The 19,874-nt window shown below is 55.9% G+C and carries 20 protein-coding genes; 9 read left to right on the forward strand and 11 right to left on the reverse strand.

Annotated elements, in window-relative coordinates; translation table 11 throughout:
* Window positions 1–908 precede the first annotated feature (908 nt).
* Together glyS and murD are read left to right on the forward strand one after the other, a co-directional pair.
* On the forward strand, window positions 909–3,065 hold the full coding sequence (glyS, locus tag LEP6406_RS0204820) for a glycine--tRNA ligase subunit beta (RefSeq protein WP_008316618.1): 2,157 nt from the start codon (window positions 909–911) through the stop codon (window positions 3,063–3,065).
* Between the two features lie 106 nt (window positions 3,066–3,171).
* On the forward strand, window positions 3,172–4,548 hold the full coding sequence (murD, locus tag LEP6406_RS0204825; protein ID WP_317133816.1) for a UDP-N-acetylmuramoyl-L-alanine--D-glutamate ligase: 1,377 nt from the start codon (window positions 3,172–3,174) through the stop codon (window positions 4,546–4,548).
* A gap of 671 nt (window positions 4,549–5,219) precedes the next feature.
* Here murD and LEP6406_RS0204830 read toward each other — a convergent pair.
* Window positions 5,220–5,456, reverse strand: coding sequence for an AbrB/MazE/SpoVT family DNA-binding domain-containing protein (locus tag LEP6406_RS0204830; RefSeq protein ID WP_027268849.1), 237 nt, complete (start codon window positions 5,454–5,456; stop codon window positions 5,220–5,222).
* Window positions 5,457–5,592: 136 nt separating this feature from the next.
* On the opposite strand from LEP6406_RS0204830, the gene LEP6406_RS26585 reads away from it, so the two are divergent.
* Together LEP6406_RS26585 and LEP6406_RS0204840 are read left to right on the forward strand one after the other, a co-directional pair.
* Complete coding sequence (locus LEP6406_RS26585; RefSeq protein ID WP_036028160.1) at window positions 5,593–6,096, forward strand: helix-turn-helix domain-containing protein; 504 nt, start codon at window positions 5,593–5,595, stop codon at window positions 6,094–6,096.
* Window positions 6,020–6,793, forward strand: coding sequence for a transposase (locus LEP6406_RS0204840; protein WP_263971134.1), 774 nt, complete (start codon window positions 6,020–6,022; stop codon window positions 6,791–6,793). Before LEP6406_RS26585 ends, LEP6406_RS0204840 begins: the two co-directional genes overlap by 77 nt.
* A gap of 586 nt (window positions 6,794–7,379) precedes the next feature.
* Here the strand turns inward: LEP6406_RS0204840 and LEP6406_RS0204845 are convergent.
* On the reverse strand, window positions 7,380–7,595 hold the full coding sequence (locus LEP6406_RS0204845; protein ID WP_008315265.1) for a type II toxin-antitoxin system HicB family antitoxin: 216 nt from the start codon (window positions 7,593–7,595) through the stop codon (window positions 7,380–7,382).
* Window positions 7,592–7,786, reverse strand: coding sequence for a type II toxin-antitoxin system HicA family toxin (locus LEP6406_RS0204850; protein WP_263971135.1), 195 nt, complete (start codon window positions 7,784–7,786; stop codon window positions 7,592–7,594). Before LEP6406_RS0204850 ends, LEP6406_RS0204845 begins: the two co-directional genes overlap by 4 nt.
* Before the next feature lie 304 nt (window positions 7,787–8,090).
* Here LEP6406_RS0204850 and LEP6406_RS0204855 point away from each other — a divergent pair, with 304 nt between their 5' ends.
* Both LEP6406_RS0204855 and tnpC read left to right on the forward strand, forming a co-directional pair.
* Window positions 8,091–8,885 carry an IS5 family transposase gene (locus LEP6406_RS0204855; protein WP_027268711.1) on the forward strand — a complete coding sequence of 265 codons (795 nt, stop codon included), beginning with the start codon at window positions 8,091–8,093 and terminating at the stop codon, window positions 8,883–8,885.
* A gap of 197 nt (window positions 8,886–9,082) precedes the next feature.
* Window positions 9,083–10,540, forward strand: a complete 1,458-nt coding sequence (tnpC, locus tag LEP6406_RS0204860) for an IS66 family transposase (protein ID WP_008315340.1) — start codon at window positions 9,083–9,085, stop codon at window positions 10,538–10,540.
* A 52-nt stretch (window positions 10,541–10,592) separates the two neighbouring features.
* On the opposite strand, the gene LEP6406_RS35580 is transcribed toward tnpC, so the two are convergent.
* The 5 genes from LEP6406_RS35580 to LEP6406_RS0204890 all read right to left on the reverse strand — a co-directional run bounded on the left by LEP6406_RS35580 (window position 10,593) and on the right by LEP6406_RS0204890 (window position 14,559).
* Window positions 10,593–10,697 (reverse strand): type II toxin-antitoxin system HicB family antitoxin, encoded by a 105-nt coding sequence (locus LEP6406_RS35580; protein ID WP_409978140.1) that lies wholly within the window; start codon window positions 10,695–10,697, stop codon window positions 10,593–10,595.
* Entirely contained in the window at window positions 10,687–10,944 is a 258-nt protein-coding gene (locus LEP6406_RS0204870; RefSeq protein WP_027268851.1) for a hypothetical protein, read from the reverse strand. Before LEP6406_RS0204870 ends, LEP6406_RS35580 begins: the two co-directional genes overlap by 11 nt.
* A gap of 216 nt (window positions 10,945–11,160) precedes the next feature.
* Window positions 11,161–12,105: an IS630 family transposase gene (locus tag LEP6406_RS30900; protein ID WP_027268853.1), complete on the reverse strand. Its 945-nt coding sequence runs from the start codon at window positions 12,103–12,105 to the stop codon at window positions 11,161–11,163.
* A complete protein-coding gene (locus tag LEP6406_RS26595; protein WP_008313393.1) occupies window positions 12,102–14,207 on the reverse strand; it encodes a serine protease in 2,106 nt (701 codons plus the stop codon). The genes LEP6406_RS30900 and LEP6406_RS26595 overlap by 4 nt, the downstream gene beginning before the upstream one ends.
* A 16-nt stretch (window positions 14,208–14,223) precedes the next feature.
* The gene (locus tag LEP6406_RS0204890; RefSeq protein WP_008313391.1) at window positions 14,224–14,559 is read right to left on the reverse strand and encodes a CU044_2847 family protein; all 336 of its coding nucleotides are present in this window, start codon (window positions 14,557–14,559) and stop codon (window positions 14,224–14,226) included.
* Window positions 14,560–14,881: 322 nt separating this feature from the next.
* On the opposite strand from LEP6406_RS0204890, the gene LEP6406_RS26600 reads away from it, so the two are divergent.
* From LEP6406_RS26600 to LEP6406_RS0204905, 3 genes are all read left to right on the forward strand, one after another.
* On the forward strand, window positions 14,882–15,367 hold the full coding sequence (locus tag LEP6406_RS26600; protein WP_225886412.1) for a pentapeptide repeat-containing protein: 486 nt from the start codon (window positions 14,882–14,884) through the stop codon (window positions 15,365–15,367).
* Between the two features lie 204 nt (window positions 15,368–15,571).
* Entirely contained in the window at window positions 15,572–16,936 is a 1,365-nt protein-coding gene (murF, locus tag LEP6406_RS0204900; protein WP_008313387.1) for a UDP-N-acetylmuramoyl-tripeptide--D-alanyl-D-alanine ligase, read from the forward strand.
* 289 nt (window positions 16,937–17,225) lie between these two features.
* Window positions 17,226–17,753 carry a gamma-glutamylcyclotransferase gene (locus LEP6406_RS0204905; RefSeq protein ID WP_027268854.1) on the forward strand — a complete coding sequence of 176 codons (528 nt, stop codon included), beginning with the start codon at window positions 17,226–17,228 and terminating at the stop codon, window positions 17,751–17,753.
* 126 nt (window positions 17,754–17,879) lie between these two features.
* Here the strand turns inward: LEP6406_RS0204905 and LEP6406_RS0204910 are convergent, their stop codons facing one another.
* From LEP6406_RS0204910 to rpsP, 3 genes are read right to left on the reverse strand one after another with little or no spacing between them, the layout of a single operon-like run.
* A complete protein-coding gene (locus LEP6406_RS0204910; RefSeq protein ID WP_008313383.1) occupies window positions 17,880–18,863 on the reverse strand; it encodes a PhoH family protein in 984 nt (327 codons plus the stop codon).
* Between the two features lie 14 nt (window positions 18,864–18,877).
* The gene (locus LEP6406_RS29960) at window positions 18,878–19,300 is read right to left on the reverse strand and encodes a KH domain-containing protein (protein WP_225886413.1); all 423 of its coding nucleotides are present in this window, start codon (window positions 19,298–19,300) and stop codon (window positions 18,878–18,880) included.
* A gap of 4 nt (window positions 19,301–19,304) precedes the next feature.
* Window positions 19,305–19,562: a 30S ribosomal protein S16 gene (gene rpsP / locus LEP6406_RS0204920; protein ID WP_008313380.1), complete on the reverse strand. Its 258-nt coding sequence runs from the start codon at window positions 19,560–19,562 to the stop codon at window positions 19,305–19,307.
* Window positions 19,563–19,874: the final 312 nt, after the last annotated feature.

Consider the following 19,874-nt stretch of genomic DNA (forward strand, 5'->3'; position numbering starts at 1 on the left):
TACTGGGGATTACACGGTAGACAAAGCTATTTTCCTTTAATACTGGGCAAGTTCCCATTCAATATGCTGGGGATACTGTTCGATCTATCCTGGCGTCATCACACTTCCATGGCAGGACAATTCATTGTGTAGAAGCTTAACATGGCTATTCCGCAGAGCGTCCCCAGCAAGTTCGCGTAAATGTTGATGTAGCAAATTATTCTCTAGCAGAACCAAGAATGCTTGGACATAGCTTATTTCATGATCACGACAGTAGCCGTACCCCCCTGGGTGCAAGGATTTATTCCTACAAAGGTGTATTGCATGATTTCAGTATGACAAGGATGGCGTGGTGGATTACCAGCCTTATATTGGGGAGAAGTATTGGAATTTTTTATCAATCCAAGTACTTAAGAAGTGCTTAAACTCAAGATTTCCACTGGACCCTCTTGCCTTTGGTTTGGGATAATTCTGGTTGACTGCCCAAAATCTTGAACCTCTCGTCTCAGACCAAAAGCCTACAGTGAAGGATTTGGCTGTCTACCAGGGAATCGCTCAGATAATGATCGGCTTTAGCAGTAGCAATCAACAATTCAGTTCCGAAGAGGGGTAGGGCTGAGAGGAATGCGGAGAAATTCACTGGGGCCAGGAATTGACGAGTACATCTAGGCAGGAGCCTTCGTGAGGCGAGGAATCTCTTGGCCTCCTTCTGCCTTTCTGCGCTAGAGGCATGGGAGAGTACCCGTTCTTGTGAACCTCCGCCAAGATCTGCGCTGTGTCACCCGGCCTCTAAATTCCAGCGTTATGGGGACGACCCCCGCGATACACTGGTGAAGCTGAAAAATCTGCGCTACACAGACTCGTCTGGGGCTTGCACCCCTTCACTGCCGCAGATTTTCCGTGACCTAGGGTATCTAAACTAAGAGGCTATGGCGACATTTTTATTGGAGGTGGGGACAGAAGAACTGCCCGCCAGCTTTGTAGAGTCTGCGTTGGCCCAGTGGCGCGATCGCATTCCCGTCGATCTTCAGGAGGCATTTCTTGGGGCCGAGGCCATCGACTACTACGCCACCCCCCGCCGCTTAGCTCTTGTGATCCAGGGGTTGCCCCAGCAGCAGCCCGACCGCCAGGAAGAAGCCAAAGGCCCCTCCGCCCAAGCTGCCTTCAAAAACGGTGAGCCCACGAAAGCTGCCCTCGGGTTTGCCCGCTCGAAGGGGGTAGATGTGGATGCCCTAGAAATTCGCGACACCGACAAAGGAGCCTTTGTCTTTGTCAATCACCGTATCCCCGGACGGGCCACCACCGAGATTTTGGCGGAACTGGTGCCCCAGTGGGTACTGGGGCTAGAGGGCAAGCGCTTTATGCGTTGGGGGGACGGCGACCTGCGGTTTCCCCGCCCCATTCGCTGGTTGGTGACCCTCCTAGACGACACCTTAATTCCCCTCACGTTGGAGAATGGTTCCGAGCGGTGTAGCAGCGATCGCAGATCCTTTGGCCACCGCGTCCTGCATCCAGAACCCCTGACCCTGAGTCGTGCCAGTGGCTATCAGGAAACCTTGGCTGCTGCCTTTGTGGATGTGGATCCCAGCCGTCGCCAAACCACAATTCAGGCGCAGATTCTCGCTGCCGCTGCTTCAGTGCAGGGCCACGCCCAAGTGTCGCCGGAGTTGCTGGCGGAGGTGACTAACCTAGTGGAATGGCCGACGGCGGTGGTGGGGGCATTTGACCCCGAGTTTCTGGAATTGCCGCCAGAGGTGGCGGTGATGGAAATGGAGAGCCATCAGCGCTATTTCCCCCTACGTCGGGGGGAAGACAGCCCGGAGCTGTTGCCCTATTTCATCACGATTTCCAATGGTGACCCCGCCAAGTCGGCCCTGATTGCCGAGGGCAATGGCCGAGTGATTCGGGCGCGGCTGGCGGATGGCAAGTTTTTCTTTAATGCCGATCGCGCTCAGCCCCTAGATGCCTTTTTGTCGAAGCTGGAAACCGTCACCTTTGAGGAAAGTCTGGGGTCGATGGCGGCAAAGGTGGTGCGGCTGACCGCGATCGCGGATCGCATTGCCACCCAGCTTCAGGTTGGTGACGATATTCGCTCCCAGATTCAGCGGGCTGCCCACCTGTGCAAGGCGGATCTAGTGACCCAAATGGTAGGGGAATTTCCTGAACTCCAGGGGGTGATGGGGGAAAAATATGCCCGTCATAGCGGTGAGGCGGAGGCAGTTGCGATCGCAATTACTGAGCATTACCTGCCCAAGGGGGCGGGAGATCGCCTGCCCCAGAGCTTGGTGGGTCAGGTGGTGGGTATCGCCGACCGCCTGGATAGCCTAGTGGGGATTTTCAGCCTGGGGCGGATTCCCTCCGGCTCCTCTGATCCTTTTGCTTTGCGCCGTGCCGCCAATGCCATTCTCCACATCACCTGGGCTGCCAATCTGGATCTGGATTTAGCGGCCCTATTAGAGCAGGTGGTAACGGACTTTGAGGCCAATCCTGAGGTGACGGTGACCGATGGGGAGATACTGCGGTCTCAACTGCGAGACTTTTTCCTCCAGCGTTTTCAAACGTTGCTCCAGGACGACTATGGTGTGGACTACGACTTGGTGAACGCAGTGCTGGGGGATGGCGATGGAGACTATGCTGCCCGCGTTCTAGCCCATCCCCTAGATGGTCGCGATCGCGCCCTGTATTTGCAGCAGATCCGCCAAGACGGCACCCTCGATACCATCTATGCCACGGTGAACCGCGCCGCCCGCCTTGCCCGCCAAGGAGATCTGGATCCCATCGTTCTTGATCCAGAGGGGGTAGTGGATGCCAGCCGCTTCCAGCAAGATTCGGAAAAGGCGTTCCTAGCAGCATTAACGACCCTGCTGCCCCAAACCCAAGCCGCCCAAGCGAACCGCGATTACCGTCAACTGGTCTCGGGGTTGGCCCAAGCCGCCACTGTTGTCAGTCGCTTCTTCGACGGCCCCGACAGTGTCTTGGTAATGGACGAAAACCCTGCCATCCAGCGCAACCGCCTCAATCTCTTGGGCTTGCTGCGAAACCACGCACGGGTACTAGCGGACTTTGGCGCAATCGTGAAGGCATAGATTCGAGTAGAAACAGGATTCGAGTAGAAATAGGATTCGAGTAGAAACAGGGTTTGCGCAGGAACAGAAATCGAGCAGGAAAGGGATGGTAAGCCGACAGTCTTGCATGTTGAAAAACGCCCATGTGATTGGCTTGGGAAAATCGGGGATCGCCGCTGCCCACCTGCTGGTGCAGGACGGCTGGCGGGTGGTGATCAGCGATCGCAATCCCGCCCCCGACCTCCCGGAGGCCATCGCCGCCTTGGAAGCAGCGGGGATCACAGTGCAACTGGGCCACAGTTTCACCCTCGCTGACGCCGCCAATCTGGTGGTGGTCAGTCCCGGTGTGCCCTGGGATTTACCGGCCCTAGTGGCGGCCCGCGACCAGGCTTGGGAGGTGATTGGTGAGGCGGAACTGGCTTGGCGGGCGCTGAAGGATCGCCCTTGGGTTGGTATCACTGGCACCAACGGTAAAACCACCACCACCGCCCTCACCGCTGCTATTTTCCAAGCGGCGGGACGCCAAGCTCCTGCCTGTGGCAACATCGGCTATGCCGCCTGTGATCTAGCCCTGGCCCAGCCGATGCCGGACTGGGTAATTGCGGAACTGAGCAGCTATCAAATTGAGGCCAGCTCCACCCTGGCCCCCCGCATTGGTCTCTGGACCACCTTCACCCCCGACCACCTGGCCCGCCACCACACGCTGGAAAATTACTTCTCCATCAAGGCCAGTCTCCTACATCGTTCCGATCAAGTGGTGCTGAATGGGGACGATCCCTATTTGCGCGCCCATGCCCCCCACCATTTTCCCGATGCCCACTGGACTAGCATCGGGGGCCGAACTGCGATCGCGCCCCTTACCCCCTACGCCTACATCGAGGAGGGCTGGGTCCACGTAGAAGGCCGGCGGATTTTGGCAGCAGCAGACCTCAGGATGGGGGGAGATCACAATCGGCAGAACCTATTACTGGCAGTGGCAGCAGCCTGTTTGGCAGGTTTGGAGCCTAGTGCGATGGCCCCTTTGGGCCGGTCTCTGACCATCGCAACAGGAGTCGCCCAGTTCCCCGGCGTTCCCCATCGCTTAGAAACGGTGTTGACTTGGCGCGGCATCACCTTCATCAATGACAGCAAAGCCACCAACTATGACGCCGCCGAAGTGGGCCTCACCTCAGTCCCGGCCCCAACCATTCTCATTGCTGGAGGCGAAGCTAAGGAAGGTAATGACACCGCCTGGATTCGTGCCATCCACCAGCGAGCAGCCCAAGTGCTACTCATTGGCAGCGCCGCCCATGCCTTTGCCCAGCGCCTCCATGAGAGCGGCTATCGCGCCTACGACATTGTGGAAACCCTGGAGCAGGCGGTGACCCGCAGCGCTGAAATCGCCCCTAATCTGAAGGTGAAATCAGTCCTGCTGTCTCCCGCCTGCGCCAGCTTTGACCAATACCCCAATTTTGAAGTCCGAGGAGATCACTTCCGCCAGCTTTGTCAGGCATTATTGCCCTAGTACACCTAGTAGTCTGTCAAACCTAATTTTGTAGGTTGGGTGCAGCGCTAGCGGAACCCAACATGGCCCACTGTTGTTGGGTGACCCTTCGTTTTACCCAACCTACGCAAACTCACAAAGGTAAAGTTGACAGACTACTAGGCCGAAATAGGTGTACTATTCTGCCGCACCAGCCCAACATTTTCCAGTCCCCTCTCCCCCTGGGCTACTGTGTATACATAACTCCTGAAACTCTTGCGGCCAGGGCTTTCCCTCATCCCCCAGCCCCTTCTCCCAGGAGGCTATTTTGCATACACAATCGATCTCTGGCTCGTTTTCTCAAAATCTTGATGCTCTAGAACCTTGATTTCTCGTTGCCAGTTCTCAATAGACTGGGTTTATTGAGAACTGACTGATGCCTGAAATAGGCACTAGGCAACGGTTTCAAGACTTGTGTGTACACAGTAGCCCCCTGGGAGAGGGCTAGGGTGAGGGGCCGAGTGTGCCACGATGGAACGGCCAGGGTATTTCTGCCGCCCAGTACTAGTTCAACACTAAGGATTGTGGATTTAATAAAGCCGAACGCTTGCGTAGGATGTGTATAGCCTGCGGCATGGCTGCGCTAAAGCGGCAGCGTAACGCATCGACTTCAAGGGTTGTGATGCGTTACGGCTAAGGTTAGTCATGGCAGCTTATGACTCGGCTAAAGACTCAGCAAACTGCTGGCGAATTGCCTCTTTACCGGGATAGGGAACAGTAGCAGGTAGTACCCCGCGAAACTGGCTTAGTCGTTGTTGTTTGACGGGACGCAATCGCAGTTCATTGCCCTCTAAACTGAATGCCAGTTCATCCCCTTCCCGCAGGTTTAGTCGCTGCCAAATTTCTAGGGGAATTGTGATCTGTCGATCGCCCATTACTTGTATATTCATGGTTTTCGCCCTCCTTGAGTGGACTATTCCAATTCTGCCATAAGCATTTGACACTCAGCTTGGAGGGGAATACCTAGTACTGGGTGGCTGAAATGACCTTACCATTGAGAGGTAGGGTAAAGAGGACTTTTCTACAATGGCTAGACTGACTGCCGCCAGGCTCACTTTGAGCGAAACGGAGCGGAGCGACTTAGAGCAATTGATTCGACGTCAGCGGACGTCACAGCAGCTCGCTTTGCGCGCCAAGATTATCCTCACAGCTGATGAGGGCAAAGGCCATGGCGAAATCGCCCGAGACTTGGGGGTCAGCAAAGAGATGAGTCGCCGCTGGCGGGGGCGTTGGCTGGAGTTGAGTCAACAACAGGTCGCTGTGGAAGAGCGCCTACAGGATGTCCCTCGTCCCGGGGCTCCGGCTACCTTTAGCCTCGAACAAATCACGCAACTCTATGCCCTAGCTTGTGCACCGCCCGAGCAGTATGGCCGCCCCATCAGTCATTGGACCCCTGGAGAACTGGCCGATGAACTGAGCAAGCAGGGAATTGTCGAGAGTATCAGTCCCCGTCATGTGGGCCGACTGTTGGCCGAGGCTGACCTCAAACCCCACCAGAGCCGTTACTGGCTCTCCCCCCCCCGACCCTAACTTCGAGGACAAAGTCAAAGACATTTGCCAGGTCTACGAACAGGCTGCCACTCGTGCCGAACACGGCGAGCTGACCTTCAGCCTGGATGAGATGACGGGAATCCAGGCTCTGGAACGGACGATGCCTGACATCGCCATGAAGCCGGGACGCTGTACCCGCATTGAGTTTGAGTATATTCGCCATGGCACTCAAACCCTGATTGCCTCATTCAATGTCGCTACCGGACAGGTGGATCAGGCCACCGTGGGAGACACCCGCACCGAGCAAGACCTCGAGAGTCACCTCAGAGCCTTACTGGCCCAAGTTCCAGATGCCTCCAAGATTCATCTGGTCATGGATTGCCTCAACACTCATCAATCGGAATCTCTCGTCCGACTGGTGGCGGAACGCGAGGAAAAACCGATTCATCTGGGCCAGAAAGGGAAGACGGGCATTCTCCTGTCTATGGCGACCCGAGCGGCGTTCTTGAGCGACCCCAGCCATCGACTGGTCGTTCACTTCACCCCCAAGCATTGCTCCTGGCTCAATCAAATTGAGCTTTGGTTCTCCATCCTGGTACGTAAGCTACTCCGACGTTCGAGTTTTACCAGTCAAGCCCAACTCAAGGCGAAGATTTTAGCGTTTGTCGATTACTTCAATCGCACCATGGCTAAGCCCTTCAAGTGGAACTACACGGGTAAGCCCTTGGTCGCATAAATGCCTTGGCCACTTCCGCCAAGCAGTACTAGTACTCTGGGGCGGAAATCCTGTGCCCATTTCCCCTAGGCGTTGCCTTTCTGCGGTGCATTGCTTCGCGTGGGCGAAGCCGTGCCTTAGCGCTATGCACCCTACGAAACTACGAAACCCTGAAAATCAAACCTGATGATGCACTAGCCCAACATTTTCCGGTCCCCTCGCCCCCTGGGAGAGGGCTAGGGTGAGGGGCCGAGGTGTGCCACGATAGAACGGTTAGAGTATTTACACCGTCCAGTACTAGCTCCGTTGCCAGCGCCAACGCCTGTCGGCTGCGTGCTATGTAAACCCTCGTCTCGGCTACTGCGGGACTCCAACTGTTCTGAGCAATTTACGCGAATAGCAACCGGCCTTTGGGTTCTGGGATAGATCGCCCTAGTTCCTGTGCCGTTGTAATCCATTCTTGAATCACCACTTCGACATTTTGTTTGCACCGCTTCTTGGTAGGTTTCGCCATCCGCCGCACAACCGGGTAGTTCAGGGACTTCGACAATGAAGGCTTGATCAATCTCACTCCACTGGAGAGTCAGTGCATAGCGATAGACCATGGTTAAGCCACCTGAAAGAATTGCTGGGGAACGGGCAAAGTCTCACCCGCTGCGATCGCTGACTCGACCAAGAGTTCCAGCACCTCTTGGGCATTTTGAAAGGCTTCGGCGTAGGTTTCGCCGTGGGTGACGGGCTGCATCACATTTTCAAATTCGGGTAGGAACACGACAAAACAACTATCTTCCTCTGACCATTGGATGACGATTGTGTACTTCATCCCTCAGAATCCTCCAGTTTTTTCAATGTATCCAACGCTTCATCAACCTGCTTTTCTAAATAGGTCTTGGCATCACTGCCGTCTTTTCCAGCAATAATGATGGATTTAGATAGCCTAGGATGAGACCATTTGCCGTGACTACCTTTTGCAGGCTTGTAAGTGAATCCTGCCTTTAACAATAAACTTTTCAACTCTCTGATCTTCCTGGGCATGGACTCGCACCATCCTCCTCACCTTTGAATTCTGAATTTTGCATTTTTAATTGTAACGCCTTGCACTCGGCTTGGAGGGGAATACCTAGCTTCGTTGCCAGCGCCAACGCCTGTCGGCTGCGTGCTATGTAAAACCTCGTCTCGGCTACTGCGGGACTCCAACCCTTCTGAACGATTTATGCAAATAGCAATCGACCTTTAGAGGGTGTCTGAGAAGTAGAAAGGCCCTCAAAAACGCTACTCTATCAGTCAGTAAGTACACTTGATAGGGTTTTTGAGGGCAATGCGATTATCCTACCCCACCGATTTGACTGATGAACAATGGGATATTCTCTCTCTCTTGATTCCTCCGGCGAAGCCTGGTGGACGACCTCGGAGCACGGATATGCGAGAAGTGGTCAATGCGATTCTGTACGTTCTGGACAATAGCACCAAGTGGCGGTGCTTACCCCATGATTTCCCGAAGGCCAAAACGGTCTACCATTATTTTCGCCAATGGCGCAATGATGGGGTGTGGGAACACATCAATCACCGATTGCGGGAGTTGGTGCGGTTAACGGAGGGGCGCGAAGCGTCTCCCAGTGCAGCGGTGATGGATAGTCAGTCGGTGAACAGCGATGTCTACATTTCGGAGTCGGTCGGCTTCGATGCAAACAAAAAGGTCAAAGGTCGGAAGCGAAACGTGGTGGTCGACACAATGGGTTTAGTGCTGATGGTTGTGGTTACCGCAGCGAGTCTCCCTGAGCGGGATGGCGCACGAAAGGTGCTAGAAAAAATGCATCAGGTTAGTCAGTGGTTCACTCGCCTGTGTGTCATTTGGGTTGATGGGGGATATAGCGGTAACGATTTCATGAAAGAGATCATGGACCGCTTTCGATGGGTGATTGAGGTGATCAAGCGCCCCGACTGTGCGCAGGGATTTGTGCTGTTACCCAAGCGGTGGGTGGTGGAGCGCACATTTGGCTGGTTTACTTTTTGCCGCCGCTTGAGTAAAGACTATGAGCGCCTACCAGAGACCGCTGAGGCATGGATTTATGTGGCCAATATTCGAGTCATGTTAAGGCGACTAACGTGCTAATTCATACCTACATTCCAGCTTTTCAGACACCCTCTTAGGTTCTGGGATGGATCGCCCTAATTCCTGTGCCGTTGCAATCCATTCTTGAATCACTACTTCGACATTTTGCACCGCTTCTTGGTAGGTTTCGCCGTAATTAGTCACCGCAACAAGAGGGGGCTATTGCGAATGAGGGGAAAATCGGTAAAGTAAGAGTCATGACGATTCAGCCGCCCTCAGACCTGAACCTGCCGGAGATCGCCCCCGAAGAGCAAGGGGCGAGGTATTGGTATGAGCGCTACTGCGAGCAATGCTCAGAGACTGAGCGCCTCAAGCAACGGGTGAAAGAGCTAGAGGAACAGTTCGAGACGTTGGGCGAGAAGCTCAAGAAAGTGACCGGGCGCACCAGTGAAACGAGCTCTCAGCCGCCCTCTGCTGATGGCCCAAAGAAACCGAACCGGGATAAACGCAAGCCCCAACGCAAACGAGGCCCCAAATACAACCACCCCGGTACGACGCGCAATGGCTTTGGTTGGATTGATCACACCATATTGCTCGACGTGGAGAAATGCCCTGTCTGCGGCGGTGCCGTCGAGCGCCAACCCCAGGGGACAAAACGCCAGCAAGTAGCTGAACTGGTGCCAGACCTCGTCGAGATTTGGGATTACGAGCGCCCGTTGTATCGGTGTCCGGCCTGCGGGTGGCAAGGCCACCAGGAGTTGCCTCTGGGGTGCCGGGAGGGGTTTAGCTATGGCGGACGGTTGAGTAGTGTGGTGGGCTGGTTGGGGTATGGGGGCAACCTATCCTGGTCAAAACAGCGTTATGTCGTCGAGAGCATCTTCGGTGTTCCGATGTCTCAGGGGAGTTTAGCAAAGCTGCATCAGTGGTTTTGTGAGGCTCTGCAACCTGCCTATGAGCAATGGTGGAGCTGGATTCAACAACCGGGGGTGCGCTGTGTCGATGAGACCAGCTATCGCTTGAACGGGGTGAACCATTGGATTTGGATCGCCACCGCCCCGGAGTGCTGCGCCCTGTTCTTTGCCCCGACCCGCAGTTCAGCCGAAGTCAAGACACTTTTGGGCGAGGACTTCGCAGGCATTCTCAGCAGCGATTGCTGGTCGGCCTATGGGCCGCAATCTGCGGTCGCCAAACAGAAATGCTGGGCTCACCTGGAGCGGGAGCTAAAGGCGTTAACCACATCTCGGTTCTCAGAAAACCGGGAATTCGCCCACCGGATCTTCCCCATTATCTACACCGCTCGCCAAGCCCACCGGGACTATCATCAGGGGCAGCTCAGTCGGGCTGAACTCCAGGCTCTGCGGCCCATCATTGAGGCGGAGTTAGCCTATGTCCTAGAGCATCCTCTCCACGGACGCTGGGCTGCGGATGCCCAAGGGTTGGCGAATCGGTTTCGGCGGCATTGGGCAGACTGGTTCACATTTCTTTCCCAGCCTGAGGTCAAACCGGACAACAATGATGCAGAACGGGGTCTACGGCCCGTGGTGATTCATCGCAAAGTCAGTGGCGGTGCCCGCAGTGATTGGGGCGCTCAGTTAGTGGCGATGATGTTCAGTTTTCTTGAATCCATGCGTCGTCAGGGTAAAAACGCCGTAGACCACCTCTTTGAGCTCATCGCCTCATCGGGGTGCTCCCCTCCTGCTCTCTTACCGGGATAATCCTGGGTCTCTGGAGGCTTTCTCATTAAGCCTCTCCTATTGCGGTGACTAATTACGTTTCGCCATCCGCCGCACAACCGGGTAGTTCAGGGACTTCGACAATGAAGGCTTGATCAATCTCACTCCAGTAAATAATGAGTTCGTACTTAATCATCATCTAGATCATCAGGTAACGTCAGGATTTCGTCCTCAATGAGCGCTGGCAGTTGCTCTGTGTGAACGTGAAGATGGCAGACAGAGCCAGTCAGCTCCGCTAGAATATCGCCTTTTTGATCATCGGTGAGGTTGGTGAGCTTGAGTTGGCTGAGTAAAAACACAACCTTTTCACATTCCTCGCCTAGCTCCGCCAAAAGGGTGCATAGGGTGGAACTTACTTGGATGGGCTGCTGAATACTAGAGATCATTTTCCTCGCCTCAATCGTTTTTCTGCTCTGGCTAAACTTTTCTGCAAACCCGCGATTTCCTTCTGCCAATAGTTAATTAGATTCTCATCTGGAACAGTTTTTTGCTGTTCATGGGCAATTTTTTCATGGTGGATCTCTATCTGCCGTCGAATGCTGTCAACGGACTTACGGAACTTTTTCTTGGACAATCACACCTCCTTATAGCGGATTTCATAATTATGCGGCACAATAGCAGCAATGGGTGAACCAGCTTTTAATGTCCGCTTCAGAGATGTCCTCAAAGGCTATTTCAAGGGCTTCTGATAGCGCTTGATAAGTCCGTGCCCCCAGTGCCCTGAGAATTGACTTTAGCTTTGACCAAAAGTTCTCAATCGGCGAGAAGTCCGGCGAATAGGGCGGCAGATATACCAGACGTGCCCCTGCGGCCTCAATCAACTCCCGAATCATGTCGTCCTTATGAATGGAACAGTTGTCCATCACGACACAGGCCCCTGGCCAAAGGTTGGGCACCAGGCGAGTGGCCACAAATGCCTCAAAACTCAAGCCGTCAAAGGCTCCTAAAATCACCGCCGAAGCCACTACCCCAGCCAAGCTTAACCCTGCCACCAGGGACACATTCTTCCCCCGCTTGGGCTGTTCTCCATAGGCTCGTCGGCCTTGCAGCGCCCAGGCAAACAACCGAATCAACCCCAGATTAATCCCCGACTCATCGATAAACACCAAGTCTTCAACTCGGATGTCTCGAATCTCATCCCAGTACTCCCCTCGCAACCGCTGTACCCGATCACTCACCTTGTCACTGGGGTGAAGGGCTTTTTTTTTACGGGTGAACTGAAGCCGCTTCATCACCCGACACATCGTGGATCGACTCACCGTCACCCCATACTGTTGAGCCACTTCGGCGCGAAGCTCATCTAAGGTCAGATCAGGGTTCGCTTCAACGAAGGCTTGAACCCNCTGCATCTGCGCCTCATCCAGTTCCCTCGGTCGCCCAGGACTGGTCTTGGGGGCAAGCTCACCCGTTTCCCGATACTGCTTCAGCAGTTTCACGATAAAACTTAGAGTCACTCGAAATCGCTGGGCTAACTGGCGCTGCGAAATGCGCTCGTTCTCATAGGTCTCAATAATCTTCTGTCGCAAATCGGTGCTGTAGGCCTTCATCGGCTCCTCGCGCTTTTTCTACCCGCTATTCGTACCACATCTTTGTGAAATCCGCTATAGCCACCAAAAATTAGCTGATCCCTAACATCTCTATTCTCTGCAATCTTTCCGGCTTCCCTCCAGTCTTCAACTCGACAAAAATGCTCAAATGCCTCCAAGTAGCCGCGCACGGTTTCCAGGTTGGGAGCATCCGGGGCGGGTTGGTACTCCGTGAGCCAGAGGTGGGCGGCTTGGCGTTCGGCGGCTTCCCAGATGGGTGGGGCAGCTTTGAGCAGGGCGTAGGCGACGGCGCGGATGAGGTTGTGTTGGCGGACTAAGAGGGGAGTGGGTGGATGGGTGGATGGGTTTGGGGGTAAGGCGTATTCGACGAGGTGGCGATCTTGGAGGGTGTCGAAGGCGGCTTGGGGGTCGCCATCGGGCAGCATGGCGTGCCAAAACTCGATGGGCACAGGGCGGCGGAAGACCGCACTGGCGCAGAGCATTTGGCGGGCGGGTTCGGGGAGGCGTTGGAGGGTTTGCTCCACCCGCTGACGGACGCGGCGACGGAAGAGGCGGCTGCGATCGAGCTTGGTGGCGGTGGCAGGCGTGGTGGGGGTGAATTCGGCCTCGTAGTGGTGCCAGTATTGGCGGATGTTGCCCAGAAAGGGGCGCTGGCGGACTTCCTCAGCAATCACCTGCAACACCAGGGGATGCCCGTCGTAGAAGGCTCCAATGCGTTGAAGGATTTCCCAGTCGGTATCGGTGGGGGTTAAGCCTAGGTTTTGGAATAGGGTGCGCTGTTCGTCGGGGGTCCAGCCCTGGAGGGGTTCGCAGTGCCAGAACTGGGGATAGCGGGAGGCGACGGCATCCAGGTCTCCGGGGATGTATTGGCTGGTGAGGAGCAGTTGGCTGGGGCAGTCGGTACCCGCCAGGATTTTTTGCAGCAGATCCAGCCAGAGGGGGTCGCAAAACTCACTCCAGCCCTCCTGCTCATTGCCCCGCAGCAATCGCTCCAGGGAGTCAATTTGCAAGCGGCAGGGCTGGTGGTGCAGCCGTTGGAGAATGTGCTCCACCAGGTTGGCGGGATCTTGCTGATCCGCCAGGGTGGGTTCTTCCCCCAGTTCCCGCAACAGGGCCGCGCCACTGTTGGCAAAGTCGGGGGCGAGGCTGAGAGTTTCATATAGTCTAAAGCAATAGTAGGGCAGGGCGTTGCCCTCATCCCCTAGCCCCTTCTCCCCAGGGAGAAGGGGAACCGGATTGTAGTCCCTCGCTCCTTGGGAGAGGGATATCGGGAGAGGGGCATCCATCAGATTAGCCACCACCCGTTCCGCCAGGGCCGTTTTGCCGATGCCCGTCATGCCTGCGATCGCCAAAATCCGGCAACTGCCCTGGAGACAAGCGGTGAGGGTTGCCGTTTCAGCGGTGCGTCCGACGAAGGTGGCGGGATTATAGGTGGAAAATTGGGGCGGCGGCACCGCAGACCGAGGCTGGGATACCGCCGGGGATTGCAGCGGCAGCGTCAACCAGAGGGAGTCCTTGGGGTGGGCCGCCTGGTTTTGGGCTTGAAGATCGGGAAAGTGGCTGAATACGGTCGAAACCGGAATCAGGAGTCCGCCCAAGTCCGTTGAGCGGCTGCGGGTGACACTCACCACCCCGCACACCAGCCCCGTTTCCCAGTTGAGGGCCGGGGAACCGCTGTGCCCCGGTCGCACCTGCCCCGCCTGGGCCTTAATCAGGGTCACCCCTTGCTCCTGCACCTCGCCCTCACACTGAATCGTCACCGATCCCCCATCGGGGAAGTCATCGGGATAGCCATAGACATACAACCGATCAAAGGGGTTGAAGGTTTCGCTCAGCAACACCGAGGGCGTTTGTTCGCCCTCGGTGGGTGCAATCTGCAATAGGGCCAGATCAACGGGCGGCGGCAAACTCTGCTCTACCCTGGCCGTCGCCCACGCTTGCCCCCGCCACCAGACCGGAATCACCTCGTACCCTGCCACCACATGGGCACAGGTGAGAATGTGATTGGGCGTGACCAAAAAGCCCGTGCCCCAATTGCTGGAATTAGCCGGGACAAGCTTAACCGTGCAGTGCTGAAGCAGGCGATCGCGGGATGACGGCATCGGCAAGTAGGGGGCGCTAAGGGGCGGGCTTGTCTGATTTTGGCTTGTTTTCCCACTCCAGGGTAATTTCTAAATTGGCGGTGCCCGTACCCCGGACAATGGCGGCGACTAAACTGCCTTGCTCAATGCCGATCGCTAAACCATATTTCACCGTGGCTTTGGTGGGCTTCGCCGCCTGAATCGGGGCCGCGATGACCTGGGAAATTTTTGCGATCGCTCTACCCACCGAGTCAAAAGGCAAGGTTCCGGCCCGCACCTGCTCCCGTCCGGTTTCCGTGACTTCAACCTGAGCGATCAGGCCATCCCCCAAGTCCACCGAGATCAATTCAGTCCGCCTATCTAAATCTGACATTTATGGTTGCTCAAACGTTATGCGGCTCAAAAGTTAGTCGCATTTTAGCCCCATAACTTGATCGGTATTTGGAATCAACATTTGGGTTTGCCCTTAGTACTGGGCAGCATAAATATCCTTCCCGTTTTCTAACGACGAGGCAGAGCCTCGGTGAGGATTCCCAGGCAGAGCCTGGGAACCAGGAAAGAAGTTTCGTAGGGTGCATATCCCATCGATGCTGGGGATAGGACTGAATAAACCATAGCCTAGTTGACATTGCTTCTCATAAAGCAGAGGATAAGTCCAGATACAGCTATCGGATTTGAAAGCTATGGGGCAGTTCTTGAGTCTAATTTGCCGGGGCACTGGAGCTGCCATCATTCTGACCTTAATGACACTGGTTAAACTCCCCTCATCCTCAGCCGAGATCCGAGAGATCAACGGCTGTGTCATTGAACCGGGCACAGACTGTACCCATGTAGAGACAGGTCTCAAGTACAAAGACCTGAATGGTGTTGACCTCAGCGGCGCTAATCTTTCCGGCATCACCCTCCACGGATCCTCACTACGGGGGGCCAATCTCAGGGGAGCCAATCTGCGAGGCACGGAATTTGATATGGCCGTGCTCACGGATGCGGACTTGTCGGAGGCTGACTTGACCGATGCCTACCTCAGTCTGTCCATAGTGACGAACATTAACTTACAGGGCGCTATTCTCACCAACGTGGATCTGCGTTATGCCCAGGGGATTGACTCCGCCAATCTGGAAGGCGCTCAATTTTGCCACACCACTCTGCCGGGGGGGATTGTCCGCAACGATCATTGTTGAAGCCATTGTTGAGGCAGAACCAGAAGGACGGTTGTTAATGGGCAATTGCCTGGGACACAGACTGGGGTAGGATGCTGAGAATACTGGCGGGTGTCACGCCTGATTGACCCGAGCCATACCAAGTCCAGAAGTGGAGTTTTCCACCGGGGAAACTCCACTTCTGGACTTGGGCAAGGTTTATATATCCTGCTTCTTTCTCTGACCATGGCCTTTCAAGCATCACTTAGGGATATTGCGATCGCGCTCCAAGGCAAGTTCCCGCCCTCCGTCGATATCCGGCAAGACATTGCCGTTACCGGCGTCTCCACCGATACCCGCCAGATTCAACCCGGCGATCTATTCTTTGCCCTCCAGGGAGACAGCTTTGATGGCCACCAGTTTGTGGCCGCCGCCCTAGCAGCGGGAGCCGTGGCCGCCGTGGTGCAGCGGCCCGTGGTCGGAACCGAATCCTGCCTCCTGGTACCCGATACCCTCGCCGCCTACCAACGCCTTGCCCAATGGTGGCGACAGCGCCTCGCCATCCCCATCGTCGCCATTACCGGCTCCGTAGGCAAAACCACTACCAAGGAATTGATCGCCGCCGCCCTCTCAACCCAGGGCAACGTGCTCAAAACCCGCGCCAACTACAACAACGAGATTGGCGTCCCCAAAACCCTGCTAGAGCTGAGCCCAGACCACGACTTTGGCGTGGTGGAAATGGGGATGCGGGGACCAGGGGAAATCGCCCTACTGACCCAAATCGCCCAACCCACCGTGGCGGTGATCACCAACGTCGGCACCGCCCACATTGGTCGCCTGGGGTCAGAACAGGCGATCGCCGATGCTAAATGTGAACTTCTGGCCCAGCTCGCCCCCGAGGGCATCGCCGTCCTTAATGCTGAAAATCAGCGCCTGATGGTCACCGCAGCAGGGGTGTGGTCAGGTCGCCAGATCAGCTTTGGCCTGACCCAGGGAGATGTCCAAGGCCAAGAGGGACCAGAAAACACCCTCCTCGTGGATGGGCTGACCATTCCCCTGCCCCTGCCCGGTCGCCACAATGCCTTGAACTACCTAGCCGCGATCGCAGTCATGCGCGCCCTAGATCTGGATTGGACCCAGCTCCAAACCAGAATAGAGGTGACCCTACCGGCGGGTCGGGGGCGTCGCCTTACGCTCCCCGAAGACATCGTGATCCTAGACGAAACCTACAATGCCGGGGTGGAATCCATGCAGGCCGCCCTCCACCTCTTGGCGGCAACCCCTGGCCAGCGGCGCATCGCCGTCCTAGGCACGATGAAAGAATTAGGCACCCATTCCCTAGCCCTGCACCGCCAAGTAGGAGCAACGGTACAGCAGCTAGGCATTGATCAGCTCCTGATCCTGGCGGATCCGGCAGAGGCAGAGACCCTAGCCGCCGGGGCCGATCCAGTCCCATCCCTGGCCTTCCCCGATGCCGACAGCCTCACTGCTCACCTACGCACCCTAATGCAGCCAGGAGATCGCCTCCTTTTCAAAGCCTCCCGCGCCGTAGCCCTAGATCAAGTCGTGGCCACCCTCCTAAAAGGGCTACCGTCTCTACATAACTCCTAAAACCCTCGCAGACAGGGCTTGCCCCACCCTGCGGAATAACCACATTTCATTTTCAAAGACCGTCGTAGCCTCGGTTGAACCCTGCCTTCGCGCAGCGTCTCCGCCAAGAGAAAACCCACAGAGACGCGGGCTCAACGGTCATCCCGGATCGCTATATTCCATACCGTAGGGGCGAAAGGCTTTTCGCCCTTTGCAGAATTGTGCATAATCAGCTAAACACCATAAATACCCAGACCTGCAACAGGATTAAAGTAATCCCCGGTATCCCAGTCGGGATATAGTAGTTTTAATGACGGCACAGGATTTGGCAGTGATGAACTCCGAGGAAGCCAGCTTCTACTACTTCGCCTACGGGTCCTGCATGTGTCCAGTGGACCTCAAACGATCCCTGGGGGAAAGCACCCACCACTACGTCCTTGGCCCTGCCACCCTGCCCCACTATCGTCTTGGATTTTTCTGGCGTTCAGAGCGACGCAACTGTGGCGTCCTAGACGTAGTTAAGGATCCAACCGCCTCCGTAGAAGGTGTCCTCTACCGTCTGCCCCAGCGCCTCAGCCCCCTCCTAGATGCGCGGGAGATCGGCTACAACCAAGAGAAGGTCTCCGTGTGCTGCAACGGCGTCACCTATTCCACCGTGCGGACCTACACCGTCATCGAAAAACTCTCCCAAGAAATTGCCCCCAATGACTGGTATTTCAATGTGGTGCTGCGGGGGGCCTACACCTGTGGCCTACCGGAGCAATATTGCTGGAAATTATTCCACCACATGCACCACCTCCAACGCTCCCAGAGCTGGTCCCTACCCCAGTCTGCCTAGTACAGAAACGCCCCTCACCGTTCGACTGAGATCACGCCTCATCCTAGTACCGCAGGATGATATTTTGGCCTGTCTTTTGTTCGCAAAATAAATACTCTATCCTTATCCTTACTTCATCCTTACTTCTTAGGCACTGCCCGGATTTCTATGTTGAGGCCCGTGATTTTCGTATTTTTCATAGGCGGCGACAATCCGCTGCACTAGGGGGTGGCGGACCACATCCGAGGCGGTGAGCCGACAAAACGCTACCCCCTCTACCCCCGCCAAAATTTTCTGCGCCACCGCTAGCCCCGATGGTTGGCGCGTATCCAGGTCGGTTTGGGTCGTGTCCCCCGTCACCACCATGCGGGACTGAAATCCTAACCGCGTCAGCACCATCTTCATCTGGGCCGGGGTCGTATTCTGGGCCTCGTCCATGATTACAAAGGCATTGCTGAGGGTCCGGCCCCGCATATAGGCCAGGGGGGCAATTTCAATCATGCCCCGGTCCATCAGATGGGGGATTTTCTCTGGGTCAATCAACTCATGGAGGGCATCGTAGAGGGGCCGCAGGTAGGGATTCACCTTTTGCTGAAGATCTCCCGGCAGAAAGCCTAATCTTTCCCCCGCTTCCACTGCTGGGCGGGTCAAAATCAGGCGTTCGTAGTCTCCACTCAAGAGCGCCTGAACCCCCACCATCGCCGCCAAAAAGGTCTTTCCGGTCCCCGCTGGCCCCGAACAAAAAATCAGATCATGCCGCTTGAGCGCCTGCACGTACTGGCGCTGGCGAAAGGTTTTGGCCCGAATCACCTCACCCCGGCGGGTGCGGGTTACGACTTCAGTCTGCATCGCCTGGAATTCTTCTAGGCGATCCCCTTCCAAGGCTTGACGTGCGGTCAAAATATCGGCACGGCTGAGGGGGTTTCCCTGGCTGCACAGGGGTTCCAAGAGTCCGATCAGCCGTCGGCTCAGCTCCACCGCATTCTCAGGGCCAGAAATGCGAATCTCCTGTCCCCGCAGGACCACAGTGGCCCCCGTTTGCTGGGACAGGAGATTCAGATTTTCGTTTTGGTAGCCTGAGAGTGCGATCGCACTTTCAGGACTGGGCAAGCTGACGACAATGGTCTGCATATTGCAGGTGGAGCCTAATCCCCTTGGGTGCGAGGTCGGGGCCGGGGTCGGGGCCGAGGACTCTCGTCACGGCTGGGAGCATCGTTGTTTTGGGGAGCGCTTTTATGGGGAGCGCTTTTATGGGGAGGACTATGGCGGGGAGCATGGTGCTCTTCGTCTGCGGGGGACATGCCATAGACATCTAGGTGAGCCACCTGCCCGGCGATCGCGGCGGTCGCCCTCAACACCGTGCGAATAGCCTGGATATTACGCCCCCCGCGACCAAAGACGCGCCCTCGATCATCCCCTTCAAAGGCGACTCGTACCCAAACCTTACTGGCGTTGGCCGCAGTTTCACAATCGATCTTGAGGGAGTCCGTTACTTCTAAAAAGGGCTCCATCAAGAACCGCACCATCGCCGGATAGTCCGGTGGGCTGGGGGCCACAGGGTTAACCAATGGCTCAGGACTCGGAGGATTTAAGCTGCTCGAAGACATTGGCCTTTGTCAGAATGTGCTGCACCGTTTTGGTGGGCTGGGCTCCCTGCTGGAGGCGGCGCACAATAGCGGGCACCTCTAGACGGGTTTCATCAGTCCGGGGATTGTAGTATCCCAGTTCCTCTAAGGGTCGGCCATCTCGTCGAGAGGTGCTGTTGACCGCTACAATCCGGTAGCTGACCTCCCGCTTTTTACCAAAACGCTTCAAACGCAACTTAATCATGAATGGTTGTGGACTTCGCTAAACACTGTTACGCAGGAGTGCAGGACTTAGCCAACGCCCGGAAACCCAATTCCGGAAACGCACACTCTTGACCAGTCTCTAATCTTAGCAGGCTACCCAGGTTCTCATAAAGCCCCCTGAGCAAAATCGCCAGAATTGGTCCTCTGTAGGGGCCTAAGGCGTAGAGATTAAATTAGCCTGTGGGATAGCCGTCCCGGCTGTCCATTGAGCCTGGGATAGCCGTCCCGGCTGCCCAGGGTCAGGCATTCTGCCTGACCCACAAGAATTGCAGATTAATAAAGGATCTAAATT

The sequence above is a fragment of the Leptolyngbya sp. PCC 6406 genome (assembly GCF_000332095.2).
Lineage (GTDB): Bacteria > Cyanobacteriota > Cyanobacteriia > Phormidesmidales > Phormidesmidaceae > PCC-6406.

Bases quoted from the DNA above. Each gene is read 5' to 3' on its own strand.
- LEP6406_RS0204830 (WP_027268849.1), bottom strand. From the start codon at position 5,456: ATGAATATACAAGTAATGGGCGATCGACAGATCACAATTCCCCTAGAA.
- rpsP (WP_008313380.1), bottom strand. From the start codon at position 19,562: ATGATTAAGTTGCGTTTGAAGCGTTTTGGTAAAAAGCGGGAGGTCAGC.
- murD (WP_317133816.1), top strand. From the start codon at position 3,172: ATGTTGAAAAACGCCCATGTGATTGGCTTGGGAAAATCGGGGATCGCC.
- murF (WP_008313387.1), top strand. From the start codon at position 15,572: ATGGCCTTTCAAGCATCACTTAGGGATATTGCGATCGCGCTCCAAGGC.
- LEP6406_RS0204870 (WP_027268851.1), bottom strand. From the start codon at position 10,944: ATGATCTCTAGTATTCAGCAGCCCATCCAAGTAAGTTCCACCCTATGC.
- LEP6406_RS0204855 (WP_027268711.1), top strand. From the start codon at position 8,091: ATGCGATTATCCTACCCCACCGATTTGACTGATGAACAATGGGATATT.
- LEP6406_RS0204905 (WP_027268854.1), top strand. From the start codon at position 17,226: ATGACGGCACAGGATTTGGCAGTGATGAACTCCGAGGAAGCCAGCTTC.
- LEP6406_RS35580 (WP_409978140.1), bottom strand. From the start codon at position 10,697: ATGATGATTAAGTACGAACTCATTATTTACTGGAGTGAGATTGATCAA.
- tnpC (WP_008315340.1), top strand. From the start codon at position 9,083: ATGACGATTCAGCCGCCCTCAGACCTGAACCTGCCGGAGATCGCCCCC.
- glyS (WP_008316618.1), top strand. From the start codon at position 909: ATGGCGACATTTTTATTGGAGGTGGGGACAGAAGAACTGCCCGCCAGC.
- LEP6406_RS0204890 (WP_008313391.1), bottom strand. From the start codon at position 14,559: ATGTCAGATTTAGATAGGCGGACTGAATTGATCTCGGTGGACTTGGGG.
- LEP6406_RS0204845 (WP_008315265.1), bottom strand. From the start codon at position 7,595: ATGAAGTACACAATCGTCATCCAATGGTCAGAGGAAGATAGTTGTTTT.
- LEP6406_RS26595 (WP_008313393.1), bottom strand. From the start codon at position 14,207: ATGCCGTCATCCCGCGATCGCCTGCTTCAGCACTGCACGGTTAAGCTT.
- LEP6406_RS0204910 (WP_008313383.1), bottom strand. From the start codon at position 18,863: ATGCAGACCATTGTCGTCAGCTTGCCCAGTCCTGAAAGTGCGATCGCA.
- LEP6406_RS0204840 (WP_263971134.1), top strand. From the start codon at position 6,020: ATGTGGGCCGACTGTTGGCCGAGGCTGACCTCAAACCCCACCAGAGCC.
- LEP6406_RS26585 (WP_036028160.1), top strand. From the start codon at position 5,593: ATGGCTAGACTGACTGCCGCCAGGCTCACTTTGAGCGAAACGGAGCGG.